Genomic DNA, 15,315 nt, shown 5'->3' on the forward strand with positions numbered 1-15,315 from the left:
ATGACCTATCATGGACACGCGCGGCCGCATCGCCGCCGCGAACAGACCCAGCTTGCCAAAACCACCACCCGCCTGGCCGCTCTCAGTGCCGCGCTCATCATCGCGACCACTGCCGCCGCGCAGGATGAGGACGCGCCCCAGCGGGACGAGTTTTTCTGGCTCGGGCAAATCAACAAGGCGACAACGATCATCAACAGCGAGGAAGGCTTGCTCGATCCCGAACTCGCGCCACAGATCGCCGCGGCACTGAACACCGTGATCGAGAACGGCAATGCCGAGGGCGGGGAGCGTCCCAGTGCCGTCATCCGCTTCGAGCCGTTTCTGATCGAGGAAGGCGGGCAAGAGGTCACGCTGATCCATGCGGGCCGCTCCAGTCAGGACATGCACGCGACCTACCGCGCCGCGATCCTGCGCGACGGCCTTCTCAGAATGGCGGACCAGCTCAACACCACCACGCAGACCATGCTGGACCTCGCCGCCGAGCATGTGGACACCATCGTGCCCAACTACACCAATGGCGTCGCCGCGCAGCCGAACAGCTACGCCCATTACCTGCTCGGCCATGTCGCCGGGCTGAACCGTGATGCCGAGCGGATCCGTGAGGCCTATGCCCGCATCGACCGCTCCGCCATGGGCACCACGGTGTTGAACGGCACAAGCTGGCCGCTCAATCGTCAGCGCATGGCCGATTATCTTGGCTTCGCGGCGGTGGTGGACAATGCCTATGACGCCTCGCAAATCTCGTCGATGGAACATCCGGTTGAGGTCGGGTCGATCGTCACATCGGTCGCGCTGCACACGGGCAATTTCGTCGAGGATGTGATGACGCAATATGCGCAGAGCCGCCCGTGGATCCTGCTCGAAGAGGGCGGCGACAACACGTATGTCTCCTCCGCCATGCCGCAAAAGCGCAATCCGGGCATCCTGAACTCCGCTCGCAGTGACGCCTCGCAAGCCATCGCCCTTGCCATGGGGCCGATCATGCAGACCCACAACATCACACCGGGGATGAGCGATCCCAAAGACGTGGACGAAAACAGAGCGGTGGTTGAGGCCGGGATCGGCGCGCTCTCGCGGTTGGAGCGCGTGCTGAACGCGCTGCGGATCAACCCGGAGCGCGCGCTGGAGGAACTGAACAGCGACTGGACCGCCTCACAGGAGATCGCCGATATTCTGATGCGCGACCATGGGTTGCCGTTCCGCGAAGGCCATCATGTCGCCTCAGAAATCGTCAGCTATGCGCGCAATGAGGGGATCGGCCCGCTTGATTTCCCCTATGCCGAAGCGCAGCGCATTTACGCGGAAACCGTTGAGGGGAGCGACTATCCGCAGGAATTGCCGCTGAGCGAAGAGGCGTTCCGCGCGGCCCTCGATCCCGTGGCGATTGTGCAGAACCGCGCCACCTCGGGCGGCCCGCAGCCTGCGGAGGTCGAGCGCATGATTGGCGAGGCCCGCGAGACGCTGACCGGAAATGCCGCATGGATCACCGAAAAACGCGACGCGATCGACAGCGCCCTTGCGACACTCGATCAGGATTTCAACGCGCTGCTGGAAAACTGACCGGATCAACCACCCGGCCCGCTATCGCGCGGGCCGGTTTTCCTACACCCAATTCATCCCGATAAATTCCTCGCGGAAGGCGAAGGTGACGAGGTGTTTGTCGATCACGTAGCGCGCGTTGATGACGTCTTTCGGCTCCATGCCGGTGACGCTCATCGTCAGCGCGGTGTCGTCGGCCAGAAGCTCCACCTCGCAGTCGGCGAGGGTCATTGCGGCGCGGGTGTCGGTCAGCTCCACCTCGATTTTATGGGCGAAGTGCTTGGCGAGTTGCTGGAGATATTTCGCCGCATGGGCGGTCTCGTAAACGGCTTTGGCTTTCATGGCGTTATCCTGAAGTCTTAAAGAAAATCGGGCCGGGTTTGGCGCCCGGCCCGTTGGGTCGTGATGCCGGCGGTTTACTCGCTCAGCGCGGCGGTCATGCTGTCGATCACCTTGGTCAGCGACGCATAGCCGCCGCCCCCGATGTAAAGCTCGCCCGCGGGCAGATAGACGATCTGGTCATTCTGGCCCGCATTCGTCTCGGCGACCAGCGGATTGTCCAGCGTCTGCGCCGCGCTCTGGCCTTCCTCGCCAATCGCCGCGCCGCGATCCAGCACGAAGAGCCAGTCGGGGTTGGCCTCGGCGATCAGCTCATGGCTCATCGCGTTGCCATGGCCGGCCTCGGGGTCGAAATCCTCGATGGCCGCGTCCATGCCGGTCACATCATAGATCCAGCCAAAGCGCGAGCCGGGGCCGTAGCCGGAGATTTTCGGGCCATTGGTCAGCACGACGAGCGCGGTGCCCTTGCCTTCGGCGGCGGCCTGCACGGCGGCGACTTTCTCGTCGAGGGCCGCGTTCAGCTCCTCCGCCTCGGTTTCGCGCTCAAAGAGCGTGCCGTAAGCGGTGATGCGGGCCTTGGCGTCGGTGATCAGATCCTCGCCCAAAGTCATGTCGAGGGTCGGCGCGATCTCCGCCACGGTTTCGGCCTGCGCCTGCGAGCGGCCACCAACGATGATCAGATCCGGCTCCATCCCGGCGAGCGCTTCGAGATCCGGCTCGAAAAGCGTGCCGACGGCCTCAACCTCCAGCCCTTCGAGCGAGTCGAGACGCAGATTGTCCGGCCCGCCATCGGGGGTCACGCCAAGCGCGTTCAGGCTGTCCATGGCCGCGAGATCGTAGACCACCAGCGTGTCCGGCAAGGTCTCCACGGTTTGCTCGCCCTGCGCGGTCGCAACGGTGACCTCTGCCGCCTGCGCGGCAAAGCCGACGCTGAGCGCGGCGATGGCTGTGAGAGTGAAATGACGCATAACTGCCTCCTTCTTATGTAGGCGCGGCTGTGTTTGGCGAGCGCCCGGATGTCTTCGGTGAGGCCAGGCCGCGAAAAAGCCCAGCCCCGTTTTCGTTAAAATTGCATGCCTGCGGTGAGTTGCACGTTGCGGCCCGGCTCGTTGAGCGGCACGACGCCTTCGAAATTGATCCCGTCCGAGCCGCGGCTCACATAGGTTTCGTCGAAGATGTTCCGCACATCGAGCCGCACCTCAAGGCCGTCATAAGCCTGCGGGGTGTAGGCGGCGAAGGCGTTGAGAACCTCATAAGAATCCAGGCTCGGATCGGTGTCGTCATTCTCCAGCGCGATCTCCGCCGAGCCGCCAAGACGCCATTCCGGGGTCAGTGCATAGCCCGCTTCCATCGCGATGATCTCACCGACCGGACGGCCGAGATAATAGGAAGTGGTGGTGATGACATCGCTGTCGAGTTCCACATCCGCATTGGTGTAGCTGATCTGCGCGAAGCCGCGCTCCCCGGCATAGCCGAGCGCCAGCTCGAAGCCCGAGCTGGTCACGTCATTGGTCGCACCGCGCGCGCCCTCTTCGGGCAGAACCGCGTTGATGTCCTCAACCTCGGTGCGGAAAAGCGCGGCGCTGGCGGTCCAGCCCATCTGCTCGTAACGCAGACCGATCCGGCCCGAATTGGCGCGCGAGGTGGTGAAGCCGTCATAGAGCCACGGCGTGCGGAAATTGATGATCGCCGCCTCGCCGAGCTCATAGCCGCCCCAGCTTGACGCCACGCCGGCGTTGATATGGAGCGCATCGGTCAGGGCCACGTCGATGGAGCCATTGCCGCTCACGCCCGTGTCGTCAAACTCCTGACCATCAGCGGCTTCGAATTCCTGCCAATCGACCCGCGCGCCATAGGACGCCGAAATCCGGCTCGTGAGATCCTGACGCACCTGAACGAAGGCGCCGATATCGAGCATGGATTCCTCGCCCGAGGTCGCGATGGAGCCGTCTTCATTATACTGCTCGCCCTCGGCATCCTCGTCGAAAAAATCGACCCCGGCGGTCAGCGTGCCGTTGCTCAGCCGCCATTCGTTTTTGGCGACGCCCGACAGGCTCGTATTCTCGCCCCATGCGGCGGTCCCGGCGTCAATTTCCTGCGTGTTATAGGTCAGTTGCACGGAGGGCGCGAACCAGCCTTCGGGCTGCTCATCGGTATAGCTGAACGTGTAAGACTGGCGCTTGGACAGCGCCTCATAAAGCACCGCGTCACGGCCCACGACGGCAGCGAAATCGGGGCGGATAAACCCGGCCTGCGACTGGCGCAGCCCCGTATCCTCGGTTTGCGAGGCGGAGAGCTCGAACCGGTGGCCCGCTTGCGTGGTATAGGCCGTCTTGCCGATGTAATCGGTCAGGTCCGCCGCGGTGCCTGGCACCGTCTCGCCGTCGCCATCCTCGTAATCATCGCTGGTGTGGCGGGTGCCGCTCAAAAGCCACTCGAACCCCATCGACTGCCCGGCGAGGATCAGCGTGCCGCGCTTGCTGTCATCCGTACCGTAAGACGCGCGGACCGAGCCGCCAAAGCTTTGACCACCCAGCAGAAAATCCCGCGCATCCTTGGTCTCATAGGCAATCGCACCGGCGAGCGCCCCCGCCCCGGCATCGGCGGGCGCAATGCCCTCGCTGATCTCCACCCGCTTCAAAAGCGCCGGGTCGATCAGCACATTGCCGGTGTGGTGGAAGGCCGATTTGTTCTGCCGCGCGCCGTCGATGGTGACCGAGAGCAGGCTCTCCTCAATCCCGTTCACCAGCACCTTTTGCGCAATCGACGCGCCGCCGCCCGTCGTGACCGAGCTTTCCCCGGCGAACACATCGCGCATGGTGCGCGGGTTCAGCCCCTCGATCTCTTCCTCGGTGATCTCGGTATTGCCCAGAAGCTCCTGCGCCGCGCGCGACTGGATGACCAACTCGTCCAGCATGAAGGGCTCTTCGGACTGGGCGAAAGCGGGCGTGGTCAATGCGCAGCTGGAAAGTGCGAGCGCGCGAAGGGAAAAACGCATGGCAGGGCCTTTTCTTATCTTATGAACGGCCGGATGCTCGCCAGCGCGAAAACCCGACTCCTATAGTCGTGTATTGAACACCTTATCGTTTTAGTCAACATCAAGTTAACCGATAAACTGTGGCGTTAACGCTCTGATAATCAACGGCAATATATTGATCTCAAAAGATTTCTTTCGGCTCTGGACCCTTGGCGGAATCTTGACTAGAAAGAATCTCGACCGAAATACTCATCTAAGAGGGGCTGTATGGGGCTCGCGCGCATCGACATTCTGCACCGCCACTCTGCCGCCCCCGCTGTCTGACCCGCCCTTATGTCCCGCACCCGGATCTTTCTTGCCCTGTTGCTGATGGCCGCGATGATCGTCGCGAGCCTCTTGATCGGCGCCGCGAGCATGTCGGTCTCGCTCGACGATCCGCGCTCGGTGATGCTGCTGCTGGAAAGCCGCATCCCGCGCACCCTCGCGGTGCTGCTCACCGGCGCGGCGCTGGCGGTGGCGGGGGTCGTCATGCAGCAGATCGTGCAGAACCGTTTCGTCGGGCCGGACACGGTCGGCACCTCGGAAAGCGCGGCGCTTGGCTTGCTCCTCGTCACCATTTACCTGCCAACCATGCCGATCTGGGGCAAGATGCTCTGCGCCAGCCTCTCGGCGCTGGCCGGAACCGCGCTCTTTGTCCAGATAGCCCGCCGCATCCCGCCGCATAATTTCATGATGGTGCCGCTCGTCGGGATCATCTTCGCGGGGGTGGTGCAGTCGGTGGTCAGCTTCATCGCCTGGCAGACGGATCTGGTGCAATATATCGGCATCTGGCTGATGACCGGCGAGTTCAGCGGGGTGCTCGCCGGGCGCTATGAGATGCTGTGGATCGCCGGGATCGGCGCGGCGCTGTCGTGGTTCGTCGCCGATCAATTCGCCATCCTCGGCCTTGGGCGCGAAGCCTCGACGGGGCTTGGCCTCAATTACGACCGCATCGTGCGGCTCGGCCTGATCGTGGTCGCCGTGACCACCGCGATGATCGTTGCCACGGTCGGCGCGATTCCCTTTATCGGCCTGATCGTGCCCAATATCGTCGTGCGCTTCATGGGCGACAATCTGCGGCGCTCCATCCCGGTGATCGCGTGGTTCGGGGCCTGCCTGACGCTCGCCTGCGATCTGCTCGCCCGCACCATCCGCCCGCCCTTCGAGATCCCGGTCGGCTCCATTCTCGGGGTCATCGGCGCGGCGATTTTCCTCGTGCTGCTCTACCGGAGGCGCCGCTATGTCTGACGCCGCCCTCGCCCCGATGCCGAAACCCTGGCGCCCGCGCCTCGCCCTGCTCGCCCTCGCCCTCATTGCCGTAATCGCGCTGGCGATGCTTTGGGGCGGCGTGCCAAAGGGGTTCATTCTGGAATTGCGGCTGAAGAAAACCATCGCCATGCTGACGGTCGGCGCGGCGCTTGGCGTGGCAACGATCCTCTTTCAGACGATCAGCAACAACCGCATCCTGACCCCGTCGATCATGGGGTTCGACGCGCTTTATGTGCTGATCCAGACGGCGCTGGTCGCATCCCTCGGCGCAACCAGTTTCACCACCCTGCCTCCGGTCGCGAAATTCATCGGCGAGACGGCCCTGATGACCCTCGCCGCGGGCCTCCTCTTCGGCACCCTCCTTGGCAAAGGTCAGCGCGATCTGCACCGGATGATCCTCACCGGCTTCGTGCTGGCGCTGTTCTTTCGGGCGCTCTCGCAGTTCCTGTCGCGCATCCTTTCGCCCAATGATTTCATCGTCACGCAATATGCGAGCGTCGCCAGCTTCAACCAGATCGAGGCGGAGCTGCTTCTGCCCACGGTCATCATCACGCTGCTGGCCTGCGGCTTTGCCTTGCGCCGCGCGAGCCAGTTCGATGTGATGCAACTGGGGCGCGATCCCGCCGTCTCGCTCGGCCTCAGCTATGAGCGGCTCCTGTTCGAAGCCCTCGCCATCATCGCCCTGCTGGTCGCGACCGCGACCGCACTCGTCGGCCCCGTCACCTTTTTCGGCCTGATCGTCGCCTCGCTCGCTTACAGCGTCGCGCCCATGGCCCGCCACCGCCAGACGCTGATCGCCGCCGCGCTCCTTGGCGGGATGATCCTGCTGATCGGGCAAATCCTGTTTGAACGCATCATGGGACAGGCCGGCACCCTCGCCATCGTCATCGAATTTATCGGCGGGCTGCTCTTCCTGTGGCTCCTGCTAAGGGGACATCTCAAATGATCCAGATCCGCAATGTCCGCCACGCCATTCAGGGCACCGAGATCCTGAGCGAGACCACTCTTGCGATCCCCGCGGGCAAGATCACCGCGCTGATCGGCCCCAATGGCGCGGGTAAATCAACCCTCTTAAGCCTCATGGGCCGCTTGCAACCGCTCGGTGAGGGCGCGATCTCCATCGACGATCTCGATGTGAGCGCGACGCCGACGGACACGCTCGCCCGCAAAGTCGCGATCATGACGCAAAAACAGCATCTTGGGAGCCGGTTGCGGGTGGGCGAGCTGGTCGGGTTCGGCCGCTGGCCGCATCACAAGGGCCGCCCCGGCCCCGCCGATCACGCGATGATCGAACAGGCGCTGGACGAGATGGACCTCTCCGACATGCGCCACCGCTTCATCGACTCGCTCTCCGGCGGGCAGCAGCAACGCGCCTTCCTCGCCATGGCCCGTGCGCAGGACACGGACTGGCTCTTTCTCGACGAGCCGATCAACAATCTCGACATGGCCCATGCGGGCAAACTGATGCGCCAGCTCGACGCGCTCCGCCGCGCGGGCAAAAGCATTGTCATCGTGCTGCATGACGTGAATTACGCCGCCTGTTGGGCCGACCATATCATCGCCATGAAAGACGGCGCGGTCCGCCATGAGGGCGCGCCCGAAGAGGTGCTGACCAAGGCCAATATCCACGGCCTCTACGGCATCGACGTGGAGGTCACGACCATAAACGGCAAGCTGATGGTCCTGCATCACTTGGGCGAGGCATAGAAAAAGGCCGCTGCGGTGAGCGGCCTCTCTTGTCTAAGAAATAGCTACCTTAGTGGCAGTGATAAGGCTCCGACCCGGCATGGCAGCACTGGCCCTGAGGCGAGCTTTTCCGGCATCCGCCGCCATGCGCCGTTTCCTGCGACACCACAATCGGCGCGCTCGACATGGCCGCAAAACTGACCGAGGCAGGCATGGCCAAAACAACAGCGGTCGCGAAAAGATATATAGTTTTCATAATGTTTCCCAACTTTTAATATAGTGTAACAATTCATTAAGAATTTTCGATTCGAGTCAAAACGTATAAAATATTTGACATCGTTTCGTGGCGTCACTTCGCGGCTTGTGCGCGGCAAGGCGGGCTGGCACGGTGTCGACAGACACGAAGGAGGCCGCGATGAAACTCAATCTCAATTCCGATCTGGGTGAAAGTTTCGGCCCTTGGGTCACGGGGCGCGATGCGGAGATGCTGGAGATTGTGCGCGCGGCGAACCTCGCTTGCGGGGCCCATGCGGGTGATCCGGTGGTGATGCGGGCGAGTGTGCGGGATTGCGTCGCCAAGGGTGTCGAGATCGGCGCGCATCCGGGATTTGCGGATTTGCAGGGCTTCGGGCGGCGCAATATGGCGCTCACGCCGGAGGAAATCACCCCGCTGGTGGCCGCGCAGATCGGCGCGCTTCAGGCGGTCGCGGCGCTGGAGGGCGGGACGGTGACGCATGTCAAACCCCATGGCGCGCTCAACAATATGGCCTCGGTGGACCGGGCCATGGCCGACGCGATTGCAGCCGGGATCAAGGGGGTTGCGCCGGATCTGATCCTGCTCGCGACCGCCACATCGGAGCTCGAAAACGCCGGGCGCGCGGCGGGTCTGCCGGTCGCCTGCGAGATTTTCGCGGACCGCACCTATCAGGCGGATGGCACGCTGACGCCGCGAAGCCAGCCGAATGCGCTTATCAAGGACCCGGCGCAATCGACGGATCAGATCCTGCGCTTTCTGGAGGCGGGCGCGATCATCCCGCTGGAGGGGGATCCGCTGCCGACCCAAATCCATTCCGTCTGCGTGCATGGGGACAAACCCGAAGCCGTTGCCCTCGCCGCAGCCGTTGCCAAAGCGCTGAAAGATCAGGGCATCACCCTGACAACGCTCACGGATGTCATGGGGCAAACCCGTCAACAGCATTGACGCAAGGGCGCGGCGCTGACTAGGCTTCTTGCCACAACAGGGAGTCTTTTTATGAAACGACTATACGCATCGCTTCTGGCGGCGCTGGCCACGCCCGCTGTCGCGGCGGACTGGAACATGGCCACGCCCTATCCGGACGCGACTTTCCACACGCAAAACATCCGCGAATTCGCCGAAGCCGTCGCAGAGCAAACCGATGGCGCGCTGAATATCACGGTCCATTCCGGCGGCTCGCTCTTCGAGCATTCGGACATCAAACCCTCGGTCCGCGACGGGCTGGCGGAGGCGGGCGAGTTCTTCATGTCCACCGCCTCCAATGACAATGCGGTTTACGGTGTCGATAGCTGGCCGTTCCTCGCAACCACATTCGAGCAGGCCGACAAGCTTTGGGAAGCGCAAAAGCCGGTGGTTGAGCAGCTTCTGGAGGAGGAAGGGCTGGTCGCGCTTTACGCCGTGCCATGGCCGCCGCAGGGCCTTTACACCAAGGAGCCGGTCGAGACGGTCGCCGATCTCGAAGGGCTGAAATTCCGCACCTATAACCCGACGCTGGATGCCTTTGCGCAGGCCCTTGGCGCCGCGCCCACGCAGGTGGAAGCCACGGATATTCCGCAAGCTTTCTCCACCGGCCGGGTCGAGGCAATGATCACCTCGCCAACCACGGGCGTGAACACGCAAGCCTGGGATTATGTCGGCCATTTCACCAATATTCAGGCGTGGATTCCGAAAAACATCATCGTCGCCAACAAGCGCGCCTTTGACAGCCTCGATGACGCGACCAAGGAGACGGTCATGACCCTCGCCGCCGAAGCCGCCACACGGGGCGCGGAGATGGCGCAGGCCGAGACCACCGAAATGGTCGAACAGCTCAAGGAAAGCGGCATGGAAGTGCATGAGCCGAGCGAGGAATTGCTGGCCGGGCTGCAAGATGCCGGGGCCGCTGTGGTCACGCAGTTCACGCAGGAGCCGAGCGACGAGTTGACCGAAGTTCTGAACGCCTATGAGGCGGAATGAGGTCCGCGCTTGATACGCTTTACAGGGTCGCCGGTGCGCTGGCGGCCCTTTTGCTGGTGCTGATCTGCGCGCTCATCACGGCGCAGGTGGTGCTGAACACCCTCTCCAAACTCGGGATCGTGAACCTCACCATCCCCTCCTATGCCGATTTTTCGGGCTTCATGCTGTCGGCCTCGACCTTCCTCGCGCTCGCCTACACGCTGCGCCATGGCGGGCATATCCGCGTGACGCTGGTGGAGCAGCGCCTGCCAAGCGCGGTTCAGCGCTGGACCCGCGCTATCGCCGCCGCCGCCGGTGTGTTCGTCGCGGGCGGCGCGACCGTCTTCGCCGCGCGCCTCTGCTGGCAAAGCTATGATTTTGGGGACAAATCCTCCGGCATGATCCCGGTGCAGATCTGGATTCCGCAAGCGGCCATGATCCTCGGCCTCGCCATTTTCACCCTCGCGCTGATCGACGAGCTTTTGCATGTCCTGCGCACGGGTCATTTCAGTTTCGAGAAAGAGGAGGACGGCCGCGATGTCTGAATTTCTGCCCGCCCTCACCGTTCTCGTCGTCCTTTTCGGCTTTCTCGGCCTCGGGGTCTGGGTCGGCATCGCGCTGACCCTTGTGGGCGGCGTCGCCATGGCGCTCTTCTCACCCGCCCCCTTGGGCAAAGTCCTCGCCACAACCTTCTGGGGCAACAGCGACGACTGGGCCCTCGCCGCCCTCCCGCTCTTCATCTGGATGGGGGAAATCCTGTTCCGCTCTCGCCTTTCCGAAGACATGTTCCGCGGCCTCGCCCCGTGGATGCGCGGCCTGCCGGGACGGCTCCTCCACGTCAACATCTTCGGATGCGCCATCTTCGCCGCCGTCTCCGGCTCCTCCGCCGCGACCGCCGCAACCATCGGCAAACTCTCCCTGCCGGAGCTCAAAGAACGCGGCTATCCCGAACGCATGGCCCTCGGCACCCTCGCGGGCTCCGCCACGCTCGGCCTGCTGATCCCGCCCTCGATCATCCTCATCGTTTATGGCGTGGCGACCGAGCAAAGCATCGCGCGGCTCTTTATCGCCGGGATCGGGCCGGGCCTGCTGCTGGTCTCGCTCTTTGTGGGCTATGTGGTCCTCTGGTCGCTGACACAGCGCGAAAGCCTGCCCGACATGCCCACTACCACCTGGGCCGAGAAATTCGCCGCCGCCCGCCGCCTCATCCCGGTGATGCTGCTGATTATCGGCGTCATTGGCGCGATCTATGCGGGCCTCGCCTCACCCACCGATGCCGCCGCCGTCGGCGTGGTGCTGGCGCTGGTGATCTCCTGGGCAGGCGGCTCGCTCAATTGGCAGACCTTCCGCGAAGGTCTGATGGGCGCGCTCATCACCTCCACCATGATCGCCTTCATCCTCGCGGGTGCCGGGTTCCTCACCACCGCCATGGCCTTCACCGGCCTGCCGCGCGCACTGGCGAACGCCATCGGCGGGCTTGGCCTCTCCAATGCGGGCCTCCTCGCAGCTCTGACGATCTTCTTCATCATCATGGGCTGTTTTCTCGACGGTATCTCGGTCGTGGTCCTCACCACCTCCGTCATCATGCCGATGATCACCCAGGCCGGGATCGACCCGCTCTGGTTCGGCGTCTTCCTCGTGGTGGTGGTGGAGATGAGCCAGATCACCCCGCCGGTCGGCTTCAACCTCTTCGTGATCCAGAGCCAGACCGGGCGCGACATCCTCTATGTCGCCCGCGCCGCGCTGCCCTTCTTCCTGCTGCTGCTGCTAGGGGTGGCCCTCATCTGCATCTTCCCTGGCATCGTCACCTGGCTGCCGACGCAGATGTAGCGCCCATGCCGAACCGGCATGAGCCGCGGGCAAGGCGGTCCCATTGGGACCCCTGCCCGCGGCTTCACACCCCGGCCAAAATCCAGCGCGCGGCTTTCTCGGCGATCATCATGGTCGGCGCATTGGTGTTGCCGCTGGTGATCTTCGGCATCACGCTCGCATCGACCACCCGCAGCCCCTCAATCCCGCGCAGCCGCAGATGCGGATCGACCACCGCCATCGGGTCATCGTCGCGCCCCATCTTCGCCGTGCCAACCGGGTGGAAAATCGTCGTGCCGATCTCTCCCGCCGCTTTCGCAAGCTCTTCATCGCTTTGCAACTCGGCTCCCGGTTTGAACTCCTCGGGCCGGTATTTCGCCAGCGCGGGCTGCGCGGCAATCTCCCGCGCCCGGCGGATCGCATCCGCCGCCACCTGTTTATCCGCATCCGTCGCAAGATAATTCGGCTGGATCACCGGCGCGGCCATCGGGTCATTGCCAGCAATCTCGACGCTCCCCCGGCTCGTCGGGTTGAGCGGCACCGCGCTCGCCGTAAAGGCCGGGAAGTCATGCAGATCGCCCCCGAAACTGTCGAGACTGAGCGGCTGAACATGAAACTCGATATTCGCATGGGGCTGCGCCGCGCTGGAGCGCAAGAACACGGCCAACTGGCTCGGCGCCATGCTCATCGGCCCGGAGCGCGTCAGCGCATATTCCAGCCCGATCTTCGCTTTCCCCCAAAGGCTCCGCGCCCGCATATTGAGCGTCGGCACATTCTCGACCTTGAAGATCGTGCGCAGTTGCAAATGGTCCATCAGGTTCTGGCCGACCCCCGGCAGATCATGGCGAACCTCCACCCCGTGCTTTTGCAAAAGCGCCCCCGGCCCGATGCCCGAAAGCTGCAAAATCTGCGGCGTCCCGATCGCGCCGGCGGAGAGGATGACTTCGCGCTCCGCGCTGATCTCGACCCCCTCACCGCCGCGCCGGAGCCGGACCCCGTTGCAGCGCTTGGCGTCATCAATCACCAAACGCTCCACATGCGCGCCGGTCATCACCGTCAGGTTCTCGCGCCCCTTCACCGGGTTCAAAAACGCCCGCGCCGCGCTCCAGCGCCAGCCGCCCTTTTGCGTCACCTCGAAATAGCCGACGCCGAGATTGTCGCCCGCGTTGAAATCCTCGCTGCGCGGCACCCCGGCCTCCACGGCGGCTTCGGCAAACGCGTCCAGAATTTCCCATTTGAGCCGCTGTTTCTCGACCCTTAGCTCTCCGCCCGTCCCGTGCATATCGGAAAACCGCGTATTGCCCGAAGCCGGATCGCCGTCGTCGAGCCGGTAGTGGTTTTCATGCACCTTGAAATCGGGCAGCGTCTCCTCCCAGCCCCATTCCGTCGCGCCCGTCTCCTCCGCCCAGCCGTCATAATCCCGCGCCTGACCGCGCATATAGATCATGCCGTTGATCGAGGAACAGCCGCCCAGAACCTTGCCGCGCGGGAATTTCAGGCTCCGCCCGTTCAGGCCCTCCGCCGGTGCGGTGTTGTAGAGCCAGTCCGTCCGCGGGTTGCCGATGCAGTAGAGATAGCCGACCGGGATGTGAATCCAGTGGTAATTGTCGCGACCGCCCGCCTCGATGAGTAGCACGCGGTTGGCGGGGTCGGCGGAGAGGCGATTGGCGAGCACACATCCGGCGCTCCCGGCCCCGATGATGATGAAATCATAGCGCTCCGCCATGTCGCCTCCCCCTTTATGCCGCCTTCAGCTTATGCGCCGCCAAGGTCTCGTAAGCCGGGCGCAGCGCCTCGGCCAGCTTGGCCAATTCCCCGCTCAGTTCCGGCAACGGCCCTTCCGCACCGGCAAATCCCGTGGACGCGTTGACCGAGCCATACCAGACCTTGCCCCAGATTCCGTCCTCCGGCATCGGCCCTTCCTTCCACCGCAGCATCTTGTCGGAAAACGGAATTTCCAGCGCCTCGCAAAGCGCGCGGAGGGTCATATGCGGGTCCTCGCGAATGTCCGCGCTGTCGATCACCAGCGGCGCATCGCCCGAACGGCTCGCCATTTCCTCAAAGAGCGACAGTTGCCGGTCAAAGCCAAGCTCCCAGCGATCCGGCAGCCCGCGCTTGTCCGAAAAACTCGCGACCACGCGCTCCGGCTCGCGGATCAGGAACACATTTTTCACGCCGCGCATCCATGCCGTGCTCATATCGTCCAGCATATGCTGCGCCATGTGCTTTTGATACTGGATCGGCTGGCTCACGAGACCATGCGCGAGCTCCCCGGCAACAACCTGCCAATCCTGCGGCTGGCTTTGCAAAATCTCCTCGCGCATCGGATGGTCGAACCCGGTTTTGGCGAGGTAATGGGCATAAAACGGTTCGTCGATCACCGCCGTATCGCCGCGCGCGCCGAAACTGCGCATCATGGCGGTAGAGAGGTTGCGCGGGCCGGACCACATTGCGATGCGAATTGTGTCAGCCATGAACCTTCTCCTTGTATAAATCCCTGATTTTGCGGGTCATCGGCCCGGCCGTGCCGTCGCCAATCTGCCGCCCGTCAATCTCGCTCACCGGGGTCTGCGCGCCGAAGGTCCCGGTCAGAAACGCCTCATCCGCGCTATAAGTCTCGACCAGCGAGAAATTGCGCTCATGCACCGGAATGCCGTTCTCGCGGCAAATGTCGATCACCGCCTGGCGGGTGATCCCGTTCATGCAATAATCACCATTCGACGTCCAAACCTCGCCATGTTTCACGATGAAGAAATTGCAGCCATTGGTGGTCGAGACAAAGCCCTGCGGGTCCAGCATCAGCGCCTCATCCGCCCCCGCCTTTTGCGCGGCGATACAGGCGAGGATGCAGTTGAGTTTGGAATGCGAATTCAGTTTCGCATCCTGCGCCATCGGCATGCCGCGCACATTCGGCACGGTGGCGAGGCGAATACCCTGCGCCATCCGGTCCACGGGCACGGAATGTTCCATGATGATGCAGATCGTCGGCCCCGATTGCGACAGGCGCGGATCCTGAAACGGATGGGTTTTCGGCCCGCGCGTGACCATGAGGCGGGCATGGGCGTCGGTTGTCATCCCATTCGCCTCGGCGGTCTCAAAAAGCGCCGCTTTCAGCGCCTCCGGTGTCATGCCGATGTCGAGATCGAGCACCTTCGCGCCCTCGAAAAGCCGCGCAATATGCTGATCGAGAAAGGCAAAGTCGCCCTGATAGAGCCGCAGCCCCTCCCAGATCCCGTCGCCCATCATGAAGCCGGAATCGTAGACCGAGACCTTGGCCTCCGCCTTCGGAACCAGGTCTCCATTCAGCCAGATTTTCAGATCGTCATTGCGCGCATCATGCGCCGCATCATGCGTCGAACGGTGGTTGTCTTGTGTCAAATGTCATCTCCCTGAGCGGGAGCCTAACGCGACTGACAGTTCACGGAAAGGTAAAAACTCATGAAACCCTTGAAAATAAGCCAAAAAC

Annotated in this window: 15 protein-coding genes; 8 read left to right on the plus strand and 7 right to left on the minus strand. The window is 63.2% G+C overall.

Annotated elements, in window-relative coordinates:
- On the plus strand, positions 1 to 1,560 hold the full coding sequence (locus ACMA5I_RS13550; RefSeq protein WP_525886810.1) for an argininosuccinate lyase: 1,560 nt from the start codon (positions 1 to 3) through the stop codon (positions 1,558 to 1,560).
- 42 nt (positions 1,561 to 1,602) lie between these two features.
- Here the strand turns inward: ACMA5I_RS13550 and ACMA5I_RS13555 are convergent, their stop codons facing one another.
- The 3 genes from ACMA5I_RS13555 to ACMA5I_RS13565 all read right to left on the minus strand — a co-directional run bounded on the left by ACMA5I_RS13555 (position 1,603) and on the right by ACMA5I_RS13565 (position 4,834).
- Entirely contained in the window at positions 1,603 to 1,881 is a 279-nt protein-coding gene (locus tag ACMA5I_RS13555) for a DUF2218 domain-containing protein (RefSeq protein WP_525886811.1), read from the minus strand.
- Positions 1,882 to 1,955: 74 nt separating this feature from the next.
- Positions 1,956 to 2,846, minus strand: a complete 891-nt coding sequence (locus ACMA5I_RS13560; RefSeq protein WP_525886812.1) for a siderophore ABC transporter substrate-binding protein — start codon at positions 2,844 to 2,846, stop codon at positions 1,956 to 1,958.
- Between the two features lie 95 nt (positions 2,847 to 2,941).
- Entirely contained in the window at positions 2,942 to 4,834 is a 1,893-nt protein-coding gene (locus ACMA5I_RS13565; RefSeq protein WP_525886813.1) for a TonB-dependent receptor domain-containing protein, read from the minus strand.
- Between the two features lie 390 nt (positions 4,835 to 5,224).
- Between ACMA5I_RS13565 and ACMA5I_RS13570 the strand changes: the two genes are divergently transcribed.
- The 3 genes from ACMA5I_RS13570 to ACMA5I_RS13580 are packed head-to-tail and all read left to right on the plus strand — an operon-like array spanning position 5,225 to position 7,870.
- Positions 5,225 to 6,142, plus strand: coding sequence for an ABC transporter permease (locus ACMA5I_RS13570; RefSeq protein WP_525886814.1), 918 nt, complete (start codon positions 5,225 to 5,227; stop codon positions 6,140 to 6,142).
- Positions 6,135 to 7,109 carry an iron chelate uptake ABC transporter family permease subunit gene (locus ACMA5I_RS13575; RefSeq protein ID WP_525886815.1) on the plus strand — a complete coding sequence of 325 codons (975 nt, stop codon included), beginning with the start codon at positions 6,135 to 6,137 and terminating at the stop codon, positions 7,107 to 7,109. The genes ACMA5I_RS13570 and ACMA5I_RS13575 overlap by 8 nt, the downstream gene beginning before the upstream one ends.
- Positions 7,106 to 7,870, plus strand: coding sequence for an iron ABC transporter ATP-binding protein (locus tag ACMA5I_RS13580; RefSeq protein WP_525886816.1), 765 nt, complete (start codon positions 7,106 to 7,108; stop codon positions 7,868 to 7,870). Before ACMA5I_RS13575 ends, ACMA5I_RS13580 begins: the two co-directional genes overlap by 4 nt.
- Positions 7,871 to 7,919: 49 nt before the next feature.
- On the opposite strand, the gene ACMA5I_RS13585 is transcribed toward ACMA5I_RS13580, so the two are convergent.
- Positions 7,920 to 8,105 (minus strand): hypothetical protein, encoded by a 186-nt coding sequence (locus tag ACMA5I_RS13585; RefSeq protein WP_525886817.1) that lies wholly within the window; start codon positions 8,103 to 8,105, stop codon positions 7,920 to 7,922.
- Positions 8,106 to 8,264: 159 nt separating this feature from the next.
- Between ACMA5I_RS13585 and ACMA5I_RS13590 the strand changes: the two genes are divergently transcribed.
- From ACMA5I_RS13590 to ACMA5I_RS13605, 4 genes are read left to right on the plus strand one after another with little or no spacing between them, the layout of a single operon-like run.
- A complete protein-coding gene (locus ACMA5I_RS13590; protein ID WP_525886818.1) occupies positions 8,265 to 9,050 on the plus strand; it encodes a LamB/YcsF family protein in 786 nt (261 codons plus the stop codon).
- A gap of 51 nt (positions 9,051 to 9,101) precedes the next feature.
- On the plus strand, positions 9,102 to 10,061 hold the full coding sequence (locus ACMA5I_RS13595) for a TRAP transporter substrate-binding protein (protein ID WP_525886819.1): 960 nt from the start codon (positions 9,102 to 9,104) through the stop codon (positions 10,059 to 10,061).
- Positions 10,058 to 10,585, plus strand: a complete 528-nt coding sequence (locus ACMA5I_RS13600) for a TRAP transporter small permease (RefSeq protein ID WP_525886820.1) — start codon at positions 10,058 to 10,060, stop codon at positions 10,583 to 10,585. The genes ACMA5I_RS13595 and ACMA5I_RS13600 overlap by 4 nt, the downstream gene beginning before the upstream one ends.
- Entirely contained in the window at positions 10,578 to 11,870 is a 1,293-nt protein-coding gene (locus tag ACMA5I_RS13605; RefSeq protein ID WP_525886821.1) for a TRAP transporter large permease, read from the plus strand. Before ACMA5I_RS13600 ends, ACMA5I_RS13605 begins: the two co-directional genes overlap by 8 nt.
- Positions 11,871 to 11,934: 64 nt before the next feature.
- Here ACMA5I_RS13605 and ACMA5I_RS13610 read toward each other — a convergent pair whose 3' ends face one another.
- From ACMA5I_RS13610 to ACMA5I_RS13620, 3 genes are read right to left on the minus strand one after another with little or no spacing between them, the layout of a single operon-like run.
- The gene (locus ACMA5I_RS13610) at positions 11,935 to 13,575 is read right to left on the minus strand and encodes a GMC family oxidoreductase (RefSeq protein WP_525886822.1); all 1,641 of its coding nucleotides are present in this window, start codon (positions 13,573 to 13,575) and stop codon (positions 11,935 to 11,937) included.
- 13 nt (positions 13,576 to 13,588) lie between these two features.
- Positions 13,589 to 14,311: a sulfotransferase-like domain-containing protein gene (locus tag ACMA5I_RS13615; protein WP_525886916.1), complete on the minus strand. Its 723-nt coding sequence runs from the start codon at positions 14,309 to 14,311 to the stop codon at positions 13,589 to 13,591.
- 4 nt (positions 14,312 to 14,315) lie between these two features.
- The gene (locus ACMA5I_RS13620) at positions 14,316 to 15,227 is read right to left on the minus strand and encodes a D-amino acid aminotransferase (RefSeq protein WP_525886823.1); all 912 of its coding nucleotides are present in this window, start codon (positions 15,225 to 15,227) and stop codon (positions 14,316 to 14,318) included.
- Positions 15,228 to 15,315: the final 88 nt, after the last annotated feature.

Origin of the sequence: Jujubicoccus corallicola (assembly GCF_047345645.1) — a bacterium.
Lineage (GTDB): Bacteria > Pseudomonadota > Alphaproteobacteria > Rhodobacterales > Rhodobacteraceae > JBLEFH01.